This window comes from Brevundimonas faecalis (genome assembly GCF_040549405.1).
Taxonomy (GTDB): domain Bacteria; phylum Pseudomonadota; class Alphaproteobacteria; order Caulobacterales; family Caulobacteraceae; genus Brevundimonas; species Brevundimonas faecalis.
On record NZ_JBEPTF010000001.1, the window covers coordinates 24,912 to 49,083 of the forward strand.

A 24,172-nucleotide genomic window follows, 5' to 3' on the forward strand; every position below is an offset into this window, starting at 1 on the left:
GATGCGCGGGCGAGGTCAGGTCAATTGCGAATTAATCTCACGGCAAGGTCGCGCGAAGGTTGGGCGGCTATAGGCTCCGTTGTTGCGAATGACATGCAACAGCGTGATTTTCGGCGAGTTGGGTCATGGATGTCAGGACGGCGGAATTCTGGGGGGCGCCCGATCTGTCGATTCAAATCGGCGGAGACGGCGCGTCTGAGCGTCGAACCGCCGAGCAGGGAGGCGGCGATTCGTCGCTCGACTGGGCCTTCGGCCTGACCACCCCGGAACTTCGGCTGTTCACTACGGGCATGCGGCGACGTCTGACGCCGGGACCGGCGGCCACGCTGGGCGAGCGAACGCGACGTTTCTTCGCCGATCTTCCGCCCGCGACGGAGACGAAGGCGCCGTCGCCGCGTCTTCTGGTCGGCGCCCTGCCGTTCGACCGCGAGGCCGAGGATCGTCTTTTCCTGCCGCAGCGCGCCGCCAACCGCCCCTGGGCTTCGCCTCGAGCCGGAGCAGTCCCGCTCCGCGGCATGCGCCTGACCTCGCAGCCGTCGCGGGCGCACTATCAACAGGCGGTGGCCCGGGCATTGGAAGCGATGCGAGCGTCGCGGGACGGCCCGACGCGGCTCGATAAGGCGGTGCTGTCGCGCAGCCTCTTGGTTCAGGCGGATGCGCCGATCGACCCCTTCGCCCTGTGGCGCGACCTCAAGGCCGATCCGACCGCCGCGCGTTTCCTGGTCCCGCTGGGCCAGGGCCAGGACGGCGCCATGCGTCGCCTGGTCGGCGCGACCCCCGAGCTTCTGGTTTCCAAGCGGGGCCCGGCGGTCCTGTCCCACCCCCTGGCCGGGTCGGCGCGTCGCAGCGCCGATCTGTCGCAGGACGAGGCGGCGGCCCAGGACCTGCTGGCGTCCGAGAAGGATCGCCGAGAACACGCCCTGGTGGTCGAGGCCATCATGGATCTGCTGACGCCTTGGTGCAGCGACCTGCGCGCCCCGCCGGCGCCGGCCCTGGTCTCGACCCGGACCATGTGGCACCTGGGCACGCGCATCGAAGGGCGGCTGCACCGCCCGGACGAGACATCCGCCGCCGATCTGGCCGCCCTGCTGCATCCGACGCCCGCCGTCTGCGGTTCGCCGCGGGACCAGGCGGCGGAACTGATCCGGGACCTGGAAGGCTACGACCGGGGCTTCTACGCCGGGGCCGTAGGCTGGACCAACGCCTCCGGAGACGGCGCCTGGTACGTCTCCCTGCGTTGCGCCGAAGTCTGCGGCGACCAGGCGCGGCTCTATGCGGGGGCGGGCGTTGTCGAAGGCTCCGACCCCGCCGCCGAGGCGGATGAGACGTCGGGCAAGTTCCAGGCCGTGCTGCGCGCCCTGGGCGTAGATGAGGCGAGCCTATGATCCCCCTGCAACAGATCTGGCCGGACGACATGGCGGCGCGTTATCGGGCCAAGGGCTATTGGCGCGGCGAGACCTTCTCCCAACTGCTGCGCAGTCGCGCCGAGGCGCAGGCCGACGCCGTCGCCGTGGTCGGCATGGAGCAGTGCTGGACCTATGGCGAACTGCTGGAAAAGGCCGAGACGGTCGCCGCCGGCTTCCTTGCGCTGGGGCTGAAGCCTGGCGACCGGGTCGTGGTGCAACTGCCGAACCTGCCGGAGTTCCTCAGCGTGATCTTCGGCCTGTTCCGGGCCAAGCTGATCCCCGTCTACGCCCTGCCCGCGCACCGCTCGACCGAGGTCGTCCATTTCGTGACGCGTGCCGAGGCCTCGGCCTATGTCGTGGCCGATCGGCATGAGGGCTTCGACTACCGCGCCCTGGCCCGCGCCGTTCAGGCCGAGGTTCCCGAACTGCGCCACGTGATCGTGGTAGGCGAGGCCGAGGAGTTCGCACCCTTGGACGCCTTCCGCGCCGATCCTGCGTCCCTGCCGACGCAGGACGCCGATCCGTCCGACGTGGCCTTCCTGCAGATTTCGGGCGGGTCGACCGGCCTGTCCAAGCTGATCCCGCGCACCCACGACGACTATCTCTACAGCGTGCGCGAAAGCGCCGACATCTCGGGGCTGGAGCCGGAAAGCGTCTATCTGACGGCCCTGCCGGCGGCGCATAATTTCCCGATGAGTTCGCCGGGCTATCTGGGCGCCCTCTATGTCGGAGCGACGGTGGTGATGGCGCCGTCGCCGTCGCCGGACGTCTGTTTCCCCCTGATCGCGCGCGAGGGGGTGACGATCACCGGCCTGGTGCCGCCTCTGGCCCTGCTGTGGATGCAGGCGGCGGCCAAGAAGACCCACGACCTGTCCAGCCTTCAGGTGCTGCTGGTCGGCGGGGCCAAGTTCCTGCCCGAGGCGGCGCGGCGCGTGCGCACCGAACTGGGCTGCACCCTGCAACAGGTGTTCGGCATGGCCGAAGGGCTGGTCAACTACACCCGGCTGGACGACCCCGAGACCCTGATCGTGGAGACGCAAGGGCGGCCGATCAGCCCCGACGACGAGATCCTGATCGTTGACGACGCGGGCGCGCCCGTGGCCGAGGGCGAGCCGGGCGATCTGCTGACGCGCGGCCCCTATACGATCCGGGCCTATCACAACGAACCGGCGGCCAATGCGCGGTCCTTCACCGAGGACGGCTTCTATCGCACCGGCGACGTGGTGCGTCGCACGCCCGAGGGCTATCTGGTGGTCATGGGCCGGGCCACCGACCACATCAACCGCGCGGGCGAGAAGATCTCGGCCGAGGAGGTCGAGGATCACCTTCTGGCCCACCCGTCCGTGTTCGACGCGGCCGTGGTGTCGGCGCCGGACGACTATCTGGGCGAGCGGATCTGCGCCTTCGTCATCCCCAACGGCGCCGCGCCGCGCGGCGTCGAGCTGAAGGCCTGGATGCGCAAGCGCGACATCGCCGACTTCAAGGTGCCGGACCAGATCGTCTTCGTCGACGACTTCGCCGTGACCGCCGTGGGCAAGGTCAGCCGCCGCGAACTGCGCGCGGCGCTTCGCCAGCGCATTCTGGAAAACGAGGGCAAGGCGTGAGCGTCTCGAAGGGTCTTCCTGCCGTCCCGGCCTACGCCCTGCCGACCGAGGCGGAGATTCCCGCCTCGCGCGCCCAGTGGACGCTGGAGCGTGATCGCGCCGCCCTGCTGGTCCACGACATGCAGCGTTATTTCATGCGTCCCTATGCACCGAGCGCCGAGCCTCTGCCTGGGCTGATCGCCAACATCGCCCGGCTGATCGCGGCGGCGCGGGCGGCGGGCGTTCCTGTCTTCTACACCGCCCAGCATGGCGATCAGGACCGCCGCGACCGGGGCCTGCAGGCCGACCTGTGGGGACCGGGCATGAGCCGCACGCCCGAGCATGAAGAGATTTTGCCTGAACTGGCCCCGGCGCCGGGCGACTTTCCCCTGGTCAAGCACCGCTACAGCGCCTTCCAGCGCAGCAACCTCGAGACTCTGATGCGCGTGCGGGGGCGGGATCAACTGATCGTCTGCGGCGTCTACGCCCATATCGGCTGCCAGCTGACGGCGGCCGAGGCGTTTCAGCGCGATATCGAACCCTTCTTCGTCGCCGACGCTTTGGGCGACTTCTCGCGTGAGAAACATATGGGCGCGGTGGCCTGGGCCGCCGACACCTGCGCCGTGGCCCTTTCGACGGCGCGCGTTCTGGAACGACTGACATGACCAAGCTGACCCCGCAGGATCTGACGCTGGAGCGGATGCGCGCTGATGTCGCCGCCGTGCTGCACGAAACGCCGGACTCCATTCTGGACGATGACAATCTGATGGACCTGGGCGTCGACTCCTTACGCGCCCTCAACCTGTCGCTGGCGTGGAGCGAGGCTGTGCCGCTGGAGTTCAGCGAACTGGCCGAGCACACCACGCTCGCAGGCTGGTGGGGCGTGGTTCAGGCGCGCCTGCGCGCAGCCGGTCACGACGCCTGACCTGACATCATGGACGACGGACGCATGGCGGCGGTGCTGGAATATCCGCTGACGGAAGCCCAATCCGGCCTGTGGTTCGCCCAGAGGCTGGACCCGGCCAACCCGATCTTCAACACGGCCCACTATCTCGACATCCAGGGCGATCTGGACGTTGAAGCCTTCCGCGCCGCCGTCGACCAGACCGCCGCCGAGGCCGAGGCCCTGTCGCTGCGTTTCGTCGAGCGAGGCGGCGAGGTCGTCCAGACTCTAGACCTGACCCATCGTCCCCTGCTTCAGGTCGTGGACGTGGCCGCTGCCGCCGATCCGGTCGCTGAGGCCGTGGCGGCCATGCGTCGCGACCATGAGACGCCGCTGGACCCGACGCGCGATCCGCTGGCCGCCAACATCCTGTTCCGCATGGGACCGCAACGCTTCCTGTGGAGCCTGCGCGTTCACCATCTGGCTACCGACGGCTTCGGCATGGCCCTGCTGACCAACCGCACAGCCGAGCTTTACAACGCCGCGCGTGGCGGCCCGGCGCCGGGTCCGGTCTTCAACCCCATCGCCAGGGTATGGGACGAGGACGCCGCCTATCGTGCCTCGGACAAGCGCACGGCCGACGCCGTCTACTGGCGCGAGATCATGGGCGACGCGCCCGAGGTGGCCTCCCTGGCGCCCGGCAAGGCCACGACCGCCCACCGCTTCCACCGCATCGAGCGCGCCCTGCCGCCGCAGGTCACGGCCCGCCTCCGCGCCCGCGCCGACGCCGGGCGCCTGTCCTGGCCTGACGTGCTGACCGCCATCGGCGCCGCCTATGTCCGCCGCTTCTCGGGCGCGGAGGAGGCCGTCATCGGCGTGCCGTGGATGGGCCGCATGGGCAGCGCCTCGGCGCGCACGCCCGCCATGATCATGAACGTTCCGCCGCTGCGCCTGACGCTGGATGAGGACGCGCCGTTGGACGAGCAACTGATCCTCGCCTCCAAGGCCCTGATCAAGACCCGCCGCCACGGCCGCTATCGCAGCGAGCAACTTCGGCGCGACCTGGGCCTGATCGGCGGGGCGCGGCGCCTGTATGGGCCGCTGGTCAACGTCCTGCCGTTCGACCTGCCGCCGCGCTTTGCCGGGCTGGACACGACGCTGAAGGTGCTGGGCGCCGGCCCGGTGGACGACATCAGCTTCACCTTCCGCGGCGACGCCGCCCCGGCTCTGACGCTGGAGGTCGACGCCAACCCCGACCTCTATACGCTGGACGAAGCCGCCGCCCACGCCGAGCGTCTGGCCGCCTTCCTGACGAACGCCCTCGACGCCGAGACGCTGGGCGAGGTTCCCATCGCCACGCCGGAAGAAGCCGCGCGCGAACTGGAAGCCTTCAACGCCACGGCCCACCCGGTTCCCGACACGACCCTGACCGCCCTGCTGGAGGCGGCGATGAAGGCGACGCCGGACGCCCCGGCGCTGACTTTTGGCGATCAGACCCTGACCTACGCCGAGCTGGACCGCCGCACGGCCGCGCTGGCCTCGGCCCTGGCGGCGCGCGGCGTGGGGCGCGAGAGCCTCGTGGCCGTGGCCCTGCCGCGTTCGCTGGAGCTGGTGATCGCGCTGGTCGCGACCTTACGCGCAGGCGGGGCCTATCTGCCGCTGGATCTCGAGCATCCGGCCGAGCGCATCGCCGCCATCGCCCGCGCCGCCGGACCGAGCGTCGTGCTGGCCCATGAAGACATCGGCACCGCGTTCGGCGAGGCATTGCTGGCGCCCGCCGACTGGCCGCAGGACGGGGCGGGGCCTGCCGTCGCGCAGGGGGGCGAGGACGCCGCCTATGTCATCTACACCTCGGGGTCGACCGGCGATCCCAAGGGGGTGCTGGTCGAGCATCGCGCCATCGTCAATCGCCTGCTGTGGATGCAGGCCGAGTACGGCGTCGGCGCCCATACCCGCATCCTGCAGAAGACGCCCGCCACCTTCGACGTCTCGGTGTGGGAGTTCTTCCTCGCGCTGATTTCCGGCGGCGAACTGGTCGTGGCCCCGCCCGGCGCGCACCGCGATCCGGCCGCCATCGCCGGGCTGATCCGCCGTCATGCGATCACCGACCTGCACTTCGTCCCTTCCATGCTGTCCGCCTTCCTGGCCGATCCGGCCGCCAAGGGGATCGCGGCCGCCCACGTCTTCTGCAGCGGCGAGGAACTGCCCGCCGAACTGCGCGACCGTTTCCACCAGACGGTGAGCGCCGAACTGCACAACCTCTACGGCCCGACCGAGGCGGCGGTGGACGTTAGCTATTGGACGGCCGGGCCGGATGATGCGTCCCGCCCCATGCCGATCGGCTGGCCGGTGTGGAACACGCGGCTGGTCATTCTGGACGAGCGGCTGCGCCCCGTGGCGCCCGGCATGGGCGGTCATCTGCATCTGGGCGGGGTGCAGCTGGCGCGCGGCTATCTGAACCGGCCCGACCTGACCGAGGACCGCTTCATCCCCGACCCGCACCATCCCGGCCAGCGCCTGTATCGCACCGGCGACGTGGCGCGCAGGCGGGCGGACGGGGCGGTGGTCTACCTGGGTCGCAGCGACCATCAGGTGAAGATCCGCGGCCTGCGCGTCGAACTGGGCGAGATCGAAGTCGCCGTCATCGCCAGCGGCCTGGCTCGCGAGACGGTGGTGCTGGCGCGCGAAGACCGGCCGGGAGAGCGCCGCCTGGTCGCCTATCTGGTCCCGGCCGAGAGCTACGATCCCGCCGCTCTGAAGGCCAGGCTGGTCGCGCGCCTGCCCGATTACATGGTCCCGGCCGCCGTCGTGACTCTGGACGCCCTGCCGACGACCTCCAACGGCAAGCTGGACCGCAAGGCGTTGCCCGCCCCGGTGTTCGAGGCGGCGGCAGGCCGGGCGGCCGAGACACCGACCGAGAAAATCATCGCCGAACTGTTCGCCGAGACGCTGGGCCGGGCCGAACCGGCGGGCGCCGACGACGACTTCTTCACCCTGGGCGGCGACTCCCTGCTTGCGGTGCATCTGATGATGCTGATCCGCGAGCGGTTGGGGCGCGATCCGGGGCTGGGCGCCCTGTTCGACCGGCCGCGCGTGGCCGAACTGGCGGCCCTGATCGACGCCGAGGCTCTGGACTTCGACAATGGGCTGGGCGTGCTGATCCGTCTGGCCGAGGGCGATCCGGCCCTGCCGCCGCTGTTCCTGATCCATCCGGCGGGAGGGTTGTCGTGGGGCTATCGCACCCTGGCGCGCGCCCTGTCGCCGCGTCGCACGGTGTGGGGCGTGCAGTCGCCCGCGCTGGACCCGGCCAACGCCCTGCCGGACGGGATCGAGGCGCTGGCGTCCGCATACGTCGATCATATTCTGGCGCTCGGCTCGTCCGGCCCGGTCCACATTGCAGGCTGGTCTGTCGGCGGCATCATCGCCCAGGCGGCGGCGGTCGAGCTGGAGCGGCGCGGGGTCAGGGTCGGGCTGATGGCCATGCTGGACTCCTACCCGGCCGAGTGCTGGCGCGCCGAGCCGGAGCCCGACCCCGTCGACGCCATGCGCGCCCTGCTGGCCATCGCCGGATACGACCCGACCCAGTATCCCGAGCTACGCAGCTGCGCGGCCATCCTCGCCTTCCTGAAGGCGGGCGACAGCGCTCTGGGCGGCCTGCCCGAAGCGGCGCTGGACGGGGTGATCCGCGTGGTGTTGGACACCAATCGTCTGGTCCGCGAGCACCATCATCGGCCCTTCGACGGCCGCACCACCCACGTCCGCGCGGCGCTGGACCACAAGGAGCGCGACCTGACGCCCGGTCTGTGGCGGCCCTACGCCGCCGATCTGGACGTGGTCGAGGTTCCCTTCCTGCATCCGCAACTGACCGGGCCGGCGGCGACGGCCCTGATCGCCCCGGCGCTGGACGCCCGCATGACCGCCGCAGAGGAAATGATACGATGAGAGACAGCGGACTGTCCGGCCGTCTGGCCCTGGTCACGGGCGCGGGCGGCGGCATCGGCGCCGCCGTGGCGCGCCTGCTGGTCGAGGAGGGCGCGCGCGTGGTCGCCACCGACCTGCCGTCCACCGCCCTGTCGGGTCTGGCCTTCCTGAACGGCGTGCGCGTCGAGCCGCTGGACGTGTCCGACGGCGCGGCGGTCGACGCCCTGTTCGACCGCATCGAGGCCGAAGACGGCCCGATCGACCTCGTCGCCAGCGTGGCGGGCGTCCTGTCCAATGTGACGGTGGATCAGACCTCCGACGCCGAATGGCGCCGCGTCTTCGCGGTCAATACGGATGGCGTCTTCCATCTGGGCCGCGCGGCGTCGCGCCGGATGGGCGAAAGGGGCAAGGGCGCCTTCGTCACCGTCAGCTCCAACGCGGGGGGTGTGCCGCGCCATGCGATGGCGGCCTATGCCGCGTCGAAAGCGGCGGCGACCATGTTCACCCGCTGTCTGGGGCTGGAACTGGGGCCCAGGGGCGTCCGCTGCAACATCGTCGCCCCCGGCTCGACCCTGACGCCGATGCAGACCGGCATGTGGGCCGACGAGGACGGCGCTGCCCGCGTCATCGCCGGCTCGCCCGAGACCTTCAAGGGGGGCATTCCGCTGCAGAGGCTGGCCACGCCGGAAGACATCGCCGAGGCGGTGGTCTTCCTGCTGTCCGACCGCGCCGCCCACATCACCATGACCGACCTCTACGTCGACGGCGGGGCCACGCTGAAGGGTTGAGCCAGGGCTTTCCCTGAAGCCTATCCTGCGTAGTGTGGGCGGATGCGGCTCAACTCCCTTTTCGACGGTCTGCCGACCACGGTGTTCGAAACCATGTCCGGCCTGGCCCGCGCGCACGGCGCGATCAACCTGGGGCAGGGGTTTCCGGACGGAAGAGAACCGGCCGACCTGCTGGCCTCGGCGGCGCGCGCCCTGACGGAGCGAGGCAACCAGTATCCGCCGTCGCGCGGCCTGCCGGAACTGCGCGCGGCGGCGGCCGCCTTCTACAACCGGTTCGACGGGCTGGCCCTGACGGCCGAGAACCTGGTGGTCACGTCTGGCGCGACAGAGGCCCTGGCGGCCGCCTTTCTGGCCACGATTTCTCCCGGCGACGAGGTTGTGGTCGTCGAGCCGGCCTATGACGCCTATCGCCCCCTGATCGAGCGGGCCGGAGGCGCGGCGCGGACCGTGGCCCTGACGCCGCCGCACTGGCGGCTGACGGCGGATCTTCTGGAGACGGCGGTGACGCCCCGGACGCGCGCCCTGGTCTTCAACAATCCCCTGAACCCGGTCGGTCGCGCCTTCAGCCGCGAAGAGGTGGAGGCGGTCGCGGCCGTCTGCCTGAAACACGACCTGATCGCGATCAGCGACGAGGTATGGGAGCGGCTGGTTTACGACGACTGTCGCCATGTCAGCCTGTCGTCCGTCGCGGGCATGTTCGAGCGGACGCTGAAGATCGGTTCGGCGGGAAAGCTGTTCGGCCTGACGGGCTGGAAGGTGGGGCTGATGATCGGCGGCGGCGCCCTGCTGGAGGCGGCGGCCAAGGCGCACCAATACCTGACCTTCACCACCGCGCCCAATCTCCAGGCCGCCGTGGCCGAAGGCCTAGCCTGGCCCATGGAGCGGTTCGAGGTCCAGGCGCGATCCCTAGCGCGATCGCGTGATCGTCTGGCGGCGGCCCTGACGGCGGAGGGCTTCCAGGTTCTTCCGTCAGAGGCGACCTATTTCCTGTGCCTGGATCTGGCGGCTTCGGGGCTGTCGATGACGGCCCAGGCCTTCGCCGAACGCGCCGTGGCCGAGCATGGGGTGGCGGGGATTCCGGTGTCGGCCTTCATGTCAGGTCCAGCGGCGGACGGCGTGCTGAGGCTCTGCTTCGCCAAGCCCGACGCCATGCTGGATCAGGCGGCGGAGCGCCTGGGGCAGGCGAGACGTGCTTGGGCGTAGAGCGGAAACCGCGCGGGACGGAGAATCTGTCACCCCGGCGTCGCGCTTCCTTTGCAGAACCTCCCTACTGGCCCTGATCGACGCCGGGGCGCGTCGGATCTGGGAGGCGATCATGGCGAACCGACTCAAGACCTGGCTCATGGGCGTCGGCGCGGCGGCGCTGGCGACGGCGGCCATGGCGCAGGATGTCCCGACACCGGTCGTGGCGGCGGCGATCGACACGGCGTCGCACGGCGAAGCGGCCGGCGCGGTGCTTGTGCGGGACGCGGCGGGACGAGGCCGTCTGGTGTCCGCCGCCGGTCTGGCCGGCTTGCAGGTCATGGATCTGACGGGGGCCTTGCAAGGCGCGGTCCCGGCGGGCGAGGCCGGCGGGCTGGACCTTCGTTACGGCTTCCCGCTCGACGGCCGAGCGGAGACCCTGCTGGTCTCGACCGACAGGACGAACAACGCCCTGCGCTTCTTCGCCATGCGGGACGACAGGCCCGTCGAGGTCGGCGCGCGCGCTGTGCCTCTGGGCTTCGCCGTCGAGGCCGTCTGCCTGATACGCAACGCGGCCGACGGCGGCTTCTACGCCGTGGCCGTGGGCGACGGCGGCGAGATCGAACAGCTTCTGCTCTATGCGACCGCCGAGGGGCGGGTGGACGCCCGTTCGTCGCGACGGATCAACCTGCCGTCCAAGATCAAGTACTGCGTCGCCGATGATGCGACCGGCGACCTCTATGTGTCGCAGCAGGCGGTCGGGGTCTGGCGCTTCAATGGCGATCCGGAAGCCGACGCGGCCCCGACCCTGGTGGACGCGACCGGCCTGGGCCGGATCAGCGAGGAGAGCGGCTCGCTGGCCCTGTATGACGGCGGGGCGGGCGCGCGCTATCTGATCGCGACCGACGCCTCCAGCGGCCGGCTCTTCTTTTACGACCACGGGGCGGGCGACGCCTTCCTGGGCGCGGTCGGCCTGACCGGCCGCGACGGCGCGGCGGTCAAAGAGCCGGGCGCGCTGCAGATTGCGGGGGCGGGGCTCACCCCGGACCTGCCCTCCGGCGTCCTGACGGCGACGGACGAGGACGCTGCTGCCGGACCCGGCTACAAGCTGATCTCCATCGCGGCCCTGACCGGCGCCCTCGGCCGTCCGGCCGGCGCGCCTCGGGATCCGGGCGCGGTCGTCGCGCCGCGCTTCCCCGCCGTGGTTCCGGTCGTTGAGACTATTCCAGTCTCCAGCCCCGGCGACGCCGCCGACGATCCCGCCGTCTGGGCCGATCCGCACAATCCGGCGAACAGCCTGGTCATCGGCACGGACAAGAAGGCGGGGCTGAACCTCTACGACATGCAGGGACGGCTGCTGCAGCACCTGCCCGTGGGCAAGATGAACAACGTCGACCTGCGCGAGGGTTTCATGCTGGGCGGGCGGCCGGTGGTCCTGGTCACGGCCAGCGACAGGACGAACAAGGCGGTGGCCGTCTATCGCCTGGACGTCGAGGCGCGGCGGCTGGTCGATGTCGCGGACGGCCTGCAGCCCACGGGCCAGGGCGATCCCTATGGCCAGTGCATGTACCGCTCGGCGCGCAGCGGGAAGACCTATGTCTTCATCAACGACTCCAACGGCGAGAAGCGTCAGTGGGAGCTGGTCGACGCTGGAAACGGCAAGGTCCGCGCCGTCCGGGTGCGCGACTTCGCCTTCTCCAGCCAGGTCGAGGGCTGCGTGGCTGACGACGCGACCGGCCGCCTCTATGTGGCCGAGGAGGACGTGGGCCTGTGGAGCCTGTCGGCGGAGCCGGACGGGGGCGCGAACATGACCATGATCGCCCGCATCGCCGACAATCCGGCCCTGAAGGACGATCTCGAAGGCGTCGGCCTCTATGACCTGGGCGACGGGCGGGGCTATCTGATCGTCTCCAGCCAGGGCAACGACAGCTACGCCGTCTTCCGGCGCGAGGGCGATCAGGCCTATCTGGGTTCCTTCATCATCGCGGCCGACGGCGCGCGCGGGATCGACGGCGTGTCGGAGACCGACGGCTTGGACGTGACCAGCCGCAATCTGGGGCCGGGCTTCGAACACGGCGCCCTGGTCGTCCAGGACGGACGCAACGTCCTGCCGGCCGAGAACCAGAACTTCAAATACGTGCCCTGGACGGCGATCGCCGGCGCACTGGGCCTCGAAGTGCGGCGCTGAAGGCGAACGACATCGGCACGCCGATGAACTATCTGAAGAGGGCGTCGCATCAGGAGCGGCCGTCTACAGGGAAGCTCCAGGGCTGATGTTTGCAGAGACGGCGTCCCAGGCGCAGCCGACGACCCAGGTCGACGAGGTGACGGTCACGGCCGCCCGGCTGCCGCCCGCGGCGGGCGAGGCCGCCTTCTCCGTGATCCGCCTGGGCGAGGAGGTCCTGTCGTCCGCCACGCGGCTGGATGAGGCCCTGGCGACGGTTCCGGCCGTCTCCCTGTTTCGGCGCACCTCCAGCCTGGCGGCCAATCCGACGACCCAGGGCATGTCCCTGCGCGCTATCGCGCCGTCGGGGGCGGGGCGGACTCTCGTGACTCTGGACGGGGTTCCCCTGAACGATCCCTTCGGCGGCTGGGTGATCTGGTCCCAGCTTCCGACCGAGGCGGTCGAGAGCCTGGACGTGGTGCGCGGCGCGGGCGCCGGCCCCTATGGCGCGGGCGCTCTGACCGGGGTGATCCAGCTGCGCGAGCGGGACAGGGGCGGCGTGCTGGACGCCTCCGTGTCGGAATACGGCGGGGCTCGGCTGGCCGGTTCGGGCGGGACGAATATCGGGCCGGGGCGCCTGAGCGGCGGCTTCTTGCGCGAGGTCAGCGACGGCTACACGCCGGTGCGCGGCGCGGCGGCCAGGGCGGCGGACACGCCCCTGGACCTGGACGTCAAGAGCGCCTTCCTGCGGGCGGACATCCCCGTCAGCGACGCCGCCCTGTCGCTGCGCGCGGGCGCCTATGAGGAGAAGCGGGGGGCCGGTCTCGCCGGCGCGCGCTCGACCGCCAGCGGCCATGTTCTGTCGGCGACCCTGGCGCGACGGGCTTCGGAGGATCACGCCGGGTGGCGGCTTCAGGCCTGGCGCCGAGAGAGCGATTTCGCCAACACCTCGGTCGCCGTGGCCGCCGACCGTTCCGTGACCACGCCCGCCAATGATCAGTATCAGACCCCGGCGACGGGCTGGGGCGCCAATGCGGCCCTGCGCGGTCGGAACGACGGTCCCTGGGGCGGACGGCTGGAGTGGGAGGTGGGCGCCGACGCCCGCTTCAACGAGGGCGAGACGCGCGAACGGTTTCGCTACATGGGCGGCCAATTCACCCGCGACCGCGTCGCCGGCGGCCGCACGTCCGTGGCGGGCCTCTATGGCGAAGGCGCGCTGGAGACCGGTCCCTGGCTGATCGCCGGGGGGCTGAGGCTGGACGGCTGGAAGAACGAGAAGGGGCGGCGGCTGGAACGTGACCGGGGGACCGGTCTCGCCGTGCTGGATGAGCGGGACCCCGAACGATCGGGCGAGGTGGTCAGCGCCCGTCTGGCGGCGCGGCGGATGATCGGCGGCGGCTGGGCGGCGCGGGCGGCGGCCTACAGCGGCTTCCGGCCCGCGACCCTGAACGAGCTGCACCGGCCCTTCCGCGTCGGCAACGACCTGACCGAGGCGGACGCCGGCCTGGTGCCAGAGACCTTGCAGGGCGTGGAGGCGGGCCTGGCGTTCGAGGGGGCGCGGTCCGCCGTGACCGCGACCCTGTTCTGGAACCGCATCGAGGACGCGGTGGTCAATGTCACCATCGGCCAGGGACCGGCGACCTTCCCCCGCGCGGGCTTTGTTCCTGCGGGCGGCGTGCTGCGTCAGCGGCGGAACGCGGGAACCATAGAGGCGACAGGCGTGGAGATCGGCGCGCGCCGGACCGTCCGGGACGGCCTGACCCTGTCGGCGGCCGTCTCGATCACCGATGCGCGGATGGACGGGGGCGGCGCCGCGCCGCAGCTGACGGGCCTGCGCCCCGCCCAGGCGCCGATCTGGAGCGCCAACGTCGGGGTCGACTGGCGCGCCCACCCCCGTCTGACCCTCGCGGCCCGCGTCCGGTATGAGAGCCGGCGCTTCGAGGATGATCTGAACAGCCGGATCCTGGACGCCGCCGCGACGGCGGACGTGCGGGCGGACTGGGTCCTGAACGACCGGGCGACGGTCTGGCTGGCCGCCGACAACCTGTTCGATGAAGCGGTCGAGGTGTCCGAGACGGGCGCGGGCGTGGCGGGATACGGGCCGCCGCGAACCCTGTCCCTGGGCCTGCGCCTGACCTACTGAGCGGGACGCGCCTCGCCCTCTGATCGCGCACACAGGCGCCAGGCGGCGCCCAGGCCGAACAGGACCGCCAGGACCGCCAGGGTCAGGAGTTCCGGCGCGACCTCCGACAGACGGGCGCCGGCCGCGTTCAGCTTGACGAAGGCCTGGATGGCCGAGGTCGCGGGCGACAGATGCGCGGCCCAGGCCAGGGGCTGGGGCATCATGAACAGGGGCCAGGCCGCGCCGCCCAGGAAGAAGAGCGGCACCGAGGTTCCGACCAGAATCTGCATGACCCGCTCATGTCGATCGAACAGGGAGCCCAGCATCAGCCCCAGTCCCGCCGTCGCGGCCGCGAACAGGGGCGCGGCGATCAGCAGGCCCAGGGGCTCGCCCATGCGCGGATAGTCCTGGAACCAGAAGACGAAGCCGAAATAGAACAGGCTGCCCAGGACGCCGATCAGCGTCAGCGCGCCCCACAGCCCCAGGAAGCCGCGAAGACGCAAGGGTCGCGCGCCGGTCTCGCGTCGAATGCCGGCCAGGACGGCGGCGCCCAGCAGCAGGGTCTGTTGCAGGATGATGGCGCTGACCGCCGGCACGGCGTAGCTGCCGTAACCTTCGGTGGTGTTGTAAAGCGGCCTCTGCACCACGGACGGCAGGCGTTCCGCCAGGCGGGTCGCATTCTCCACCGAGGCCAGGGCGTGTCCGGCCACCGATGCCGCCGCCCCGCCCAGGGCCTTTCCGATCGAGGTGGCGCGCACCAGATAGGCGCCGTTCAGATAGACGCCCACGCCGCGCGGCGCGCCGGAAAACAGGCTGGCTTCGAAATGATCGGGGATGTGGATCACCCCGTCCACCTGTCCGTCGCGCAGCAGGCGTTCGGCCTCGGCGGGAGAGGCGGCGACGGTCGCGGGCTCGATGGCCCGGGTCGCCTCCAGGGCTTCGATCAGGCGACGACTGAGGGGGGAACGGTCCTGATCCACCACGGCGACCGGCAGGCGTGTCGCCGTCTGCCCCACATAGGCCAGGGGGTAGTAGAAGGCGTAGGCGACCACGGCGAGCAGCAGCAGGCTGGAGACCGGACGGTTGCTGAGGATTCCCTTGAAGGTCGCGACGAAGGCGCCGGGCAGGCTGGCGGCGGGCAGGGGAAAGGACAGGGCGTTCGCTTTCGGCGCCCGACCCGCGCGACGTTTCGCCAGGGGAACCGCCAGGGCGAAGGCGCCCAGGGCGACCGCCGACAGCGTCAGCAGGGGGCCGAGAGAGGTCATGAGGCTTGAGCCCAGCACCATCTGCTCGTTCTGCAGCTTCAGGTAGTGGGTAAAGGGTAGGGCGGCGCTCCATATCTGGGCGAAGGCGGGGCCGTGGGTCAGGGGCAGGGTGCCGTTGGAGAAGGCGATGGCCGATCCGGCATAGATGGCCGTGGCCGAGAAGCTGACGTCCAGGTCCCCCGTCAGGACGACCAGCAGGGCGGATATGGCCGCCGTCGCCGCCGCCAGGGCGAAGACCCCCGTCAACAGCACGGCCATGTCCCCCTCGACGCCCCAGCCGCGCCATCCGCACAGCCAGGCGATCCAGAGCGCCCCCCACAGGGTGAAGACGACGACATAGGGGATCAGCTTGCCCAGGATGGCCGCCGCCGTCCGCCCTTCCATACGCGCCGACCAATCGGCCAGGGAGCCGCCCTTCAGCTCCCGCCCCATGGCCATGACCGCGCCGCAGGCGGTTAGCAGATGCAGGACGCCCGGCGCGATCAGGCCGCCGAGGAAGAGCTCGAAACTGGTCTGCGGATTGCCCAGGACGGTGACCTGGACCGCCGGCGGCGACAGCCGGGCGGCCGGAACGCCCGCGGCGTGGGCGCGATCGCGGATCAGGGGAAGGGCCGCGGCCGTCAGGGCCGTGGTCTGGGCGGATGCGGCCAGGGAGCCGACGGTCTGGAAGGCGCCGTTGTAGTAGACGATCACGGCTTCGGGCTTGCGCAGGGCGTCGCGCGAGGCGCCCTTGGGAATATAGGCCAGGCTGTAGATGCGGCCGGAACGCATCAGCGGCCAGGCGGCTTCCAGGTCGGTCGGCGCGGCCACGACCCTCAGGCCGGTGCTGGCCTCCATGTTGCGGATTGCGGCGCGGCTGAAGGCCGAATGATCCTGGTCCACCACGGCGACGGGCACTCCGCGCAACACGCCCTGAAACAGCATGGCTGCGATCACGGCCAGAAGGATCAGGGGCATGCCGAACAGCAGGAACTGATCCCAGCGGTCGCGACCCAGATGGGCCAGTTCAGCCTTGAGCGCCCGCAGCAGAACGGTCCCGGCGCCGGCCCGCGCCGTCACCGGGCGGGCCAGTCGAACAGGACGCTCATGCCCGGACGCAGGCCCTCGACCGGGCGAACGGGCGTGGCGTGGACCTCGAAGCTGCGGACGTCATAGCCGCTGGACTGGCGGGTGGCGCGCCAGGTGGCGAAATCGCCCTGGGGGCTGATGAAGCTGACGCGGAAGGCGATGTTCTTCAGGTTCAGGGCGGGGATGTCGCCCCGGACCGTGCGGCCGATCTTCAACCCGTTGAACTGATCCTCGCGCAGGGTGAAGGAGACCCAGATCTCGTGCAGGTCCGTCACGGTGAAGACCGGGACCCCGATCAGCACCAGTTCGCCCGGATTGGAGAAGCGATGGGCGATCTCGCCCGCCGCCGGGGCGATCAACCGCGTCTCGGCCTGCAGGGCGGTGGTGGCGTCCACGCCCGCGCGGGCGGCCAGGACCTGGGCGTCGGCCATGGCCTTTTCCTCGGCGCGGGTTCCGGCGACGGCCTTCAGATACTGCTGTCGAGCCGCCTCGGCCTGGGCGGCGGTGGCGGCGCGGGCGGCCACGGCCTCGTCGCGACGCTGGGCGGAGATGACGCCCTCGGCGAACAGATTTTCAGCGCGACGCGCGGTCTGGGCGGCCAGACCGGCGGCGGCCTGGCTGCCGCGCCAGACGGATTCCACCGTCTTCACGTCCTCGCCCCGCGCGCCCAGGCGGCTGAGCTGTTGCATGGCTTCGGCGCCCTGGAGGGCGGCGGCGGCCTGCTGGTCGCGGGCCTCGATCTCGGGGCTCGACAGGATGGCCAGGACCTGGCCCTGGGTCACGCGGTCGCCCTCGGCCACGAGCATCTTCTCGACGCGGGCCGGGGCCTTGGTGGCGACGGTGAAGGTTTCGGCCTCGACCATGCCCTGGACCTGCGGCGGGGCGGGGCGCGCCGCCAGGAACAGGCCGACGCCGATGAAGACCAGGACGCCCAGGGCGACCAGACTGAGGATCAGGGTCCGCAAGGGGAAGGTTTTCTTCGGCTTCGAGGCCGGCGGCGCGGGGTCCTGCGGAAGGGCGGCGGGGGTTTCGGTCATGGGGCGATCACCCGGTCGGCGCGTTGCACATAGGCGGAGAATTCCTCGCTCCGGCCGCTGGCGGTCAGCAGGGCGGCCAGGGCCAGTTCATATTCATAGGCGGCGGCCGCGCGCTGCAGTCGGGCCGTGCCCAGCAGGTTGCGCGCGTCGATGACGGCGGAGGCGGGCGCCTCGCCCTCGCGGAATGACAGCTCCTGCACGCGCAGGTTTTCCTGGGCGGCCGCCAAGCTGGACTCCAGCGACAGGAACTGGCGGCGCGACAGCTCGACCAGATTATAGGCGCGGATGATCATGATGCGGATCTCGTCCCGCGCCTGGCGTCCGACCTGATCGGCGGCCTGGGCCCGGGCGCGGGCGGCGCTGAGCATGCGGCCCCGGTCCAGCGAGGACATGAGGGTGTAGCGCGCGCCGACGCCCACGGCCCAGTCGGGCTCGGTCGGCAGGGCGTGTTCGCGGTTCAGGTTATAGGCGCCGAAGGCGAAGACCGAGGGCCGCATCCGCGACCGAGCCAGGTCGACGCCCGCCTCGGCCAGTTCGCGCCCGGCCTCGGCCTGGGCGATGCGGGGATGCTGGTTCATCCCGGTCTCGACGAAGACGTCCACCGGCGCCGGCGGCGTCGCATTGACGAAGAGGGGCGTGGTCGGGGTCACGGGCGTCGCGACGTCCAGCAGGCGCGTCAGGCTCTGCACCGCCGTGTCGTGCTCCAGCTCCGCCCGGTCGACCTGGCGCTGGGCCGCGTCGCGCGCCACCTGGACCTGAAGCCTCTGGCCCGCGCTGAGGAAGCCTTCGCGCTCCATGGCCTCGGCGTTGCGCAGGTGCAGGTCGAAGCCGTCGCGGGTGTCGCGGGCGATGACCAGGGCCTGATGGGTCAGGGCCTGGCCGAAATAGGTCCGCACCAGGTTGACCTCTTCCAGATTGCTGGCCGATTCCCGTTTGGCGCGCGCCATATCCACATTGGCCGCGGCCGCGTCGCGCAGGGCCGGGATGGCGCCGCCGGTATAGATGGGCATCACGGCGGTGGCGACCGGCCGAAAGACGGTGTCGGCGCTCTTCAACCGGATGCTGCCGGGCAGGCTGGCGAAGAACTCCGGCAGGGCCTGCTCCAGCCGGTTGTTGATCGTCTCGAGCACGTCGCCGGGCACGCCCGGCAGGTCGCCGGTCAGACCGGGCAGGAGCTGGCCCGCGATCGATTCCGCCTGACCCAGGGCGTCGGTCAGGGAAATGTCGAAGGTCTTCTGATAACGCAGAAGCTGGGCGTCGATGGAGACGGTGGGCCGGTTCAGCGTCGCGGTCGCCGCCGCCTGCTCCTGGGCCGCCGTCACCTCGGCGTCGGCCGCGCGCCGGATGCTGGAGGCCGCGTCCAGCCGAACCGATGCGGCGTCGTAGGAGAAGGGAACCGCCTGGGGCTCCTGCGCCGCGAAGGCGGACGGCGCGGTCAGGACCGTGGTCGCGAACAGGGCGGCGGCGCATCCCCGTCCGATTCCGAAATTCGGTCCTGACTTCATTATGAAAGGCGACTCCTCGAACGCCGGGCCGCGCCTGCGGTCCAGCTAGGCCTTAATATCGCATCAGGACCGGGACGGTTGCATGACGCCCCATTCTTGAGGGGCGTGCGCGCAGGAAGACAACGTTGTTCGTTGAGGCTTCACGAATAATTGCGGTTGAAGCGGACGGCTTTCGTCATGCAAAAGCCGGCGCATGGGGGTCTCAGACGAACGCGCATTGTGGTTGGCCACGCACGTCATGCCGCACGAACCGGCGGTTCGCGGCTGGCTTCGTCGCGGCCGTCAGGCCGAGTTCGACATCGACGACATCATCCAGGAAGCCTACGCCAAGCTGGTGACGACGCCGGACGTGGCGGGGATTCAGAACGTCAGGGCCTATTTCTTCCGCACCGTCTATTCGGTGGTCGTCAGCCGCGTGCGCCGCAAGAGCGTGGTCTCGATCCGATCCCTGGCCGAGGTCGAGACTCTGCAACTGGCCGTTGAGGAACTGACGCCCGAGGACAGCGCCGTGGCGCGCAACGAGCTTCAGGTCCTGGCCGAGATGATCGCCCGCCTGCCGGAAAAGACGCGCAGGATCTTCCTGCTCAGCCGGGTGTCCGGCCTGTCGCAGAAGGAAGTTTCGCGGCGGACGGGGATTGCGGAAAGCACGGTCGAGAAACACATCGCCAAGGGGCTGAGATTGCTTTTATCCGCCTACGCCAATGGCGGATTCGGCGAAGTGATCGCGTCTAGGTCGGGTAAGCAACAGAACAGGCGTGCGAATGGTCAGGCAGACAAGCCAGGAGGTTGAGCGGACCGCTTGCCTCTGGGCGGCCAGACTCGACGACGGGCCTCTCTCGGAGACGGACCAGGCCGAACTCGACGCCTGGCTGGCGGGAGGAGACGAGCGCCGCCTGGGCGCCTTCGCGCGTGCACGCGCCGTGGCCTTGCACAGCCGACGGGCGGCGGCCCTGGCGGGGGGGGCGGTCCCCCTGCCGCCGCGACCGGCGCGCCCCATGATCCATCGACGGGGGCTGATCGCTGCTTCGGTCGGCGCCCTGGCCGTCGGCGGGGCCGGCGCCTACGCCTTCTTCGCCGGACGGGGCTACGCCTTCGAGACCCGGATGGGCGAGACGCGGGTCGTGCCGCTGGACGACGGCTCGGTGATGACGGTGAACACCCTGTCCGAGGGCGACGTGCGTTACGGTCGTCGCGCACGCGAAGTGGTGCTGGAAACGGGCGAGGCGCTTTTCAACGTCGTGGCCGAGACGGGACGTCCCTTCATCGTCCGCGCCGGCGAGGCGGCGGTGATCGCCAACGGCGCCAGCTTCCTGGTGCGCCGTCTGGAACGCGCGCCGCTCCAGGTCGTGTCCTTCAGCGGTCATGTGGAATTGAACGGACCGACGGGCGAGGGCCTGATCCTGGCGCCGAACACCCGCGCCGCCCTGGCGGAGGGCGAGCGTCCCGTGCGGGTCGGGGCAGTCGACGCCGATCGCGAGCTGGCCTGGCGGCATGGCCGCATCCAGCTGGAGGATGAAACCCTGGCGCGGGCGGCGCGGGAGTTCGCCCGCTATAATCCGACCCGGATCACCCCGGCGGATCCTGCGGTCGCGGCCTTGCGGATCACCGGTCTTTTCGTGGCCAACGACCCCGTCTCCTTCGCCCATGCGGCGGCCGGCAGCCTGGACCTGAAGGTCGACGTCAACGCCCGCGAAATCCGCCTCAGCCGTCGTTCCGTCTAATTTCCGACCAGAAACGGCTTTTTTTTGGAGGAAGCGCGCGCGGCCCGCGTCTTGGACAGGAACCGTCATGAGGCGGACATCCTAAAAAAGATCGAGGGTCGGGATTATGAAAGCGTCTTGGAAGCAGTGTCTGGCGGCGAGCGCCGCGAGCATGGCGCTGCTGTTTGCGGCTGACGGAGTGCTCGCGCAGGCTCGAGCCTTCAATGTTCCGGCCCAGCCGATCAGCCAGGCGATCACCGAGCTGGCGCGCCAGGCGGGCGTGCAGATTTCGGCGCCGACCTCGCATCTTTCCGATTTCCGCACCCGCCCCGTCAGCGGGACCATGGACGTGGCCGAGGCGGTGGATCGTCTGATCGAGGGAACCGACCTGGAGGTCGTCAGCCGTCAGGGCTCGACGATCGTGTTGCGCCAGCGCCCTATGCAGGGCGACGCTACCCAGGTGGACGAGGTGGTGGTCGTCGGCAGCCGCATCAAGGGAACGCGCATCAATGAAGCCCTGCCGGTGACGGTCCTGGGCGCGCAGGAGATCGACGCGGCGGGCGCCGTCGACGGCGACGACCTGTTCCGCTCCATCTCCCAGGCCGGCGACGTCAACTTCAACGATGCGGACACGGACAACGGCGGCATCAACAATGCACGGGGCGACGTGGCCTCGATCGACCTGCGCGGCCTGGGCACGGGCAACACCCTGACCCTGCTGAACGGCCGCCGCCTGGTGAACCACCCCGGCACCCAGGTCGAGAACTACGTCCCCGTCACCACGGTCAACACCAACGCCATCCCGGTCATGGGGGTTCAGCGGGTCGAGGTCCTGGCGGACGGCGCGGCCGCCCTGTTCGGCACCGACGCCGTGGCGGGCGTGGTCAACACGGTTCTGAAGAGCAACTTCAACGGCTTCAACACCCAGGCCGGCATGGGCCGCGACGAAGGCGGAATGGAGGAGTATTCCTTCAGCTTCCAGGCGGGCAAGGATTTCAACGACGGCCGCACCAACATCTCGATCATGGGCGACTATCTGACCCGTGACGCCCTGTTCATCTGGGAACGGCCCTACGCCACGGTCGAGGGCCGCAAGGCGCGCTTCGGCGACGGCTTCTCAGGCCTGGATTACGTCACCTACAGCGCGGTTTCCGCCTGGGCCGAGGGCCTGCGCCTGAACCCCACCACCTATGCGCTGGACAAGACGGCGGCCATGGTCAACGGCCAGCGGCTGACCAGCACGACCGGCGTCTTCCATGTTCAGCCGACCGCCAATCCCGGTTGCGTCACGGGCGGCTTCCGCGACGGCGTCTGCTTCGACGACGGCACATTGGCGGTGACGGGGGCGGACGAGAACCTGCGCTACGACCTCGACACCATGCGCACGATCAGCTCGGCCGTGGACCGCGCCAACCTCTTCACCTTCATCAACCACCGCTTCGACAACGGGATCGAGGCTTTCGGCGAGATCGGCTACTACTGGGCCAACACCTGGTCGCAGCGTCAGCAGGACACGCCGCTGGACTATCAGCGCGTGCTGATGTCGCCGACGGCCTATTGGAATCCCCTCGGCGCGATCGGCGTCACGGCGCGCCTGCCGGGCCTGACCTCGGTGCCGACCACGGGCGCGGCGGTCCAGGTCCAGGACTTCCGCTTCGCCGACCTGGGCTATCGCCAGGTGGACGTGGAGAACGTCTCCACCCGCTTCGTCGGCGGCCTGCGCGGCGAATGGCGCGGCTTCGACTGGGAAACCGGCCTGCTCTACTCCATGGCCCGCACCGAGGACGTCATGGACGCGGTCAGCATGACCGGCCTGCAGGCGGCCATCAACCGCACGACCAAGGACGCCTATAATCCCTTCGCGGGCGGCGACCTGAACAGCCCCAAGGACGGCGACTTCACCGTGAACAGCCGCGAGACCATCGACAGCTTCATGGTCAAGGCGACGCGCACCTCCGAGACGGAGCTGATGCAGTGGGACTTCCACGTCTCCAGGCCTGACCTCTATCAGCTGCCGGCCGGCGACATCGGCCTGGCCGCCGGGGTCGAGGCGCGCCGCGAGACCTTCACCGAGACGCGCGACGACCGCCTGAACGGCACGATCAACTTCACCGATCTGACGGGTCAGACCTTCCAGAGCGACATCATGGGCGTGACCTTCACTCCCGACAGCTCCGGCGCGCGCAACGTCTACTCGGCCTTCGCCGAACTGGCCGTGCCGATCGTCTCGCCGGAAATGAACGTCCCGTTCGTGAAGGCGATCGACATGCAACTGGCCGGGCGGGTGGAGCACTACTCCCTGTTCGGATCGGTCGGGGCGCCCAAGATCGCCCTGTCCTATCGTCCGACCGACTGGCTGATGTTCCGCGGCGCCTGGTCCAAGGGCTTCCGCGCGCCCAACCTGATGCAGCTGCACCAGCCGGACTTCGAACGCTCCAACGCGCGTCGCGACTATGCGTCCTGCGCGGTCCAGCTGGCGATCGGCGCCATCACCTCCATCACCCAGAACAACGACTACTGCGCTTCCGATTCCCGCGTGGAGCGGCGAGCGGGCAACCTGGAGTTGAAGCCTGAGCACTCCAGGAACCTGACCTTCGGCGCGGTGCTGGAGCCCAAGCTGTGGGACGCCAAATACGGGGTGCTGACGGCGACGGTCGACTACTGGAAGATCAATCAGACCGATCTGGTCGGCATCTTCGGCGCCACCAACCAGCTGATCATGGATTACTACCTGCGTCAGAAGGGCGGCTATAACGAGAACGTCGTCCGCGCCGACCCGACCGCCGAGCAGATCGCCGATGCTCAGCAGGCGGGCCTGGCGCCGGTGGGCGACATCGTCTCGATCAACGACGTCTACCTGAACCTGCAGCCGCGGGAGTCGGAAGGGATCGACTATCGCCTGCACTACAGCCTGCGCGACACGGCGCTCGGCGACTTCACCTGGACCCTGAACGCCAGCCAGTGGCTGAAGATGTATCAGGAGGCGAACGCCGATTACCAGATGCTGCTGGACGGCCTGCGCGACGGCGTCATCGCCGGCGTCTCGGTCGGCGGCGTCGAGGAACTGGTGCGTCGCAACGGCCGTCCGGAATGGAAGGTCACCTCGACCGTGACCTGGAGCGCCGGTCCCTGGACCACGGGCTTCTATTCCAGCTACGTCAGCGACTACTACGACACCTCGGCCACCTATGCGGCGACCGGCGACTACCTGGTGGTGGACGACTGGCTGACGCACAACCTGTACGTGCAGTACGAGTTCGAGAAGGGACCGATGTCCGGCACGCGCCTGCGCGTCGGGGCCCGGAACATCACGAACGAGGACCCGCCCCTGGCCAACCAGCGCTACGGCTACGACGGCCGACTGCACTCGAACCGCGGTCGCTGGTGGTATGCGACGATCCGCAAGTCATTCTGATCTAGTCGCGAGAGCCGATTGGCTTTAGCAACGGTAGGGACGAAACGGGGCAGTGGACAGATCGGACGTCTGCTGCCCCGATTTCGTGTGAACGACAGGCGCGAAAGGCCTGGGGCCGAGCCCCGGCGAAGCG

15 protein-coding genes are annotated in these 24,172 nt (G+C 70.0%); 12 read left to right on the plus strand and 3 right to left on the minus strand.

Annotated features, from left to right (window positions below; translation table 11 throughout):
* Positions 1 to 125: 125 nt before the first annotated feature.
* The 9 genes from ABIE19_RS00100 (at position 126) to ABIE19_RS00140 (ending at position 14,070) form a co-directional block, all read left to right on the plus strand.
* Positions 126 to 1,385: an isochorismate synthase gene (locus ABIE19_RS00100; RefSeq protein ID WP_354087071.1), complete on the plus strand. Its 1,260-nt coding sequence runs from the start codon at positions 126 to 128 to the stop codon at positions 1,383 to 1,385.
* The gene (locus tag ABIE19_RS00105) at positions 1,382 to 3,010 is read left to right on the plus strand and encodes a (2,3-dihydroxybenzoyl)adenylate synthase (RefSeq protein WP_354087072.1); all 1,629 of its coding nucleotides are present in this window, start codon (positions 1,382 to 1,384) and stop codon (positions 3,008 to 3,010) included. Before ABIE19_RS00100 ends, ABIE19_RS00105 begins: the two co-directional genes overlap by 4 nt.
* Complete coding sequence (locus tag ABIE19_RS00110; protein ID WP_354087073.1) at positions 3,007 to 3,654, plus strand: isochorismatase family protein; 648 nt, start codon at positions 3,007 to 3,009, stop codon at positions 3,652 to 3,654. The genes ABIE19_RS00105 and ABIE19_RS00110 overlap by 4 nt, the downstream gene beginning before the upstream one ends.
* A complete protein-coding gene (locus ABIE19_RS00115; RefSeq protein ID WP_354087074.1) occupies positions 3,651 to 3,914 on the plus strand; it encodes a phosphopantetheine-binding protein in 264 nt (87 codons plus the stop codon). Before ABIE19_RS00110 ends, ABIE19_RS00115 begins: the two co-directional genes overlap by 4 nt.
* A gap of 9 nt (positions 3,915 to 3,923) precedes the next feature.
* The gene (locus ABIE19_RS00120) at positions 3,924 to 7,814 is read left to right on the plus strand and encodes a non-ribosomal peptide synthetase (RefSeq protein ID WP_354087075.1); all 3,891 of its coding nucleotides are present in this window, start codon (positions 3,924 to 3,926) and stop codon (positions 7,812 to 7,814) included.
* Positions 7,811 to 8,581 (plus strand): 2,3-dihydro-2,3-dihydroxybenzoate dehydrogenase, encoded by a 771-nt coding sequence (locus ABIE19_RS00125; RefSeq protein ID WP_354087076.1) that lies wholly within the window; start codon positions 7,811 to 7,813, stop codon positions 8,579 to 8,581. Before ABIE19_RS00120 ends, ABIE19_RS00125 begins: the two co-directional genes overlap by 4 nt.
* 42 nt (positions 8,582 to 8,623) lie before the next feature.
* On the plus strand, positions 8,624 to 9,784 hold the full coding sequence (locus ABIE19_RS00130) for an aminotransferase (protein WP_354087077.1): 1,161 nt from the start codon (positions 8,624 to 8,626) through the stop codon (positions 9,782 to 9,784).
* 112 nt (positions 9,785 to 9,896) lie between these two features.
* The gene (locus ABIE19_RS00135; RefSeq protein ID WP_354087079.1) at positions 9,897 to 11,951 is read left to right on the plus strand and encodes a phytase; all 2,055 of its coding nucleotides are present in this window, start codon (positions 9,897 to 9,899) and stop codon (positions 11,949 to 11,951) included.
* 85 nt (positions 11,952 to 12,036) lie between these two features.
* On the plus strand, positions 12,037 to 14,070 hold the full coding sequence (locus ABIE19_RS00140) for a TonB-dependent receptor (RefSeq protein WP_354087080.1): 2,034 nt from the start codon (positions 12,037 to 12,039) through the stop codon (positions 14,068 to 14,070).
* On the opposite strand, the gene ABIE19_RS00145 is transcribed toward ABIE19_RS00140, so the two are convergent.
* The 3 genes from ABIE19_RS00145 to ABIE19_RS00155 are packed head-to-tail and all read right to left on the minus strand — an operon-like array spanning position 14,064 to position 18,924.
* Positions 14,064 to 16,373, minus strand: coding sequence for an ABC transporter permease (locus tag ABIE19_RS00145; RefSeq protein WP_354087081.1), 2,310 nt, complete (start codon positions 16,371 to 16,373; stop codon positions 14,064 to 14,066). The two genes, ABIE19_RS00140 and ABIE19_RS00145, sit on opposite strands and share 7 nt — an antisense overlap.
* Positions 16,370 to 17,419 (minus strand): HlyD family secretion protein, encoded by a 1,050-nt coding sequence (locus ABIE19_RS00150; protein ID WP_354087082.1) that lies wholly within the window; start codon positions 17,417 to 17,419, stop codon positions 16,370 to 16,372. Before ABIE19_RS00150 ends, ABIE19_RS00145 begins: the two co-directional genes overlap by 4 nt.
* A complete protein-coding gene (locus ABIE19_RS00155; RefSeq protein WP_354087083.1) occupies positions 17,416 to 18,924 on the minus strand; it encodes a TolC family protein in 1,509 nt (502 codons plus the stop codon). Before ABIE19_RS00155 ends, ABIE19_RS00150 begins: the two co-directional genes overlap by 4 nt.
* A gap of 193 nt (positions 18,925 to 19,117) precedes the next feature.
* On the opposite strand from ABIE19_RS00155, the gene ABIE19_RS00160 reads away from it, so the two are divergent.
* From ABIE19_RS00160 to ABIE19_RS00170, 3 genes are all read left to right on the plus strand, one after another.
* Positions 19,118 to 19,714 (plus strand): RNA polymerase sigma factor, encoded by a 597-nt coding sequence (locus ABIE19_RS00160; RefSeq protein ID WP_354087084.1) that lies wholly within the window; start codon positions 19,118 to 19,120, stop codon positions 19,712 to 19,714.
* Complete coding sequence (locus ABIE19_RS00165) at positions 19,686 to 20,645, plus strand: FecR family protein (RefSeq protein ID WP_354087085.1); 960 nt, start codon at positions 19,686 to 19,688, stop codon at positions 20,643 to 20,645. The genes ABIE19_RS00160 and ABIE19_RS00165 overlap by 29 nt, the downstream gene beginning before the upstream one ends.
* 151 nt (positions 20,646 to 20,796) lie before the next feature.
* Positions 20,797 to 24,039 (plus strand): TonB-dependent receptor domain-containing protein, encoded by a 3,243-nt coding sequence (locus ABIE19_RS00170; protein WP_354087086.1) that lies wholly within the window; start codon positions 20,797 to 20,799, stop codon positions 24,037 to 24,039.
* The last annotated feature ends 133 nt before the right edge of the window (positions 24,040 to 24,172 follow it).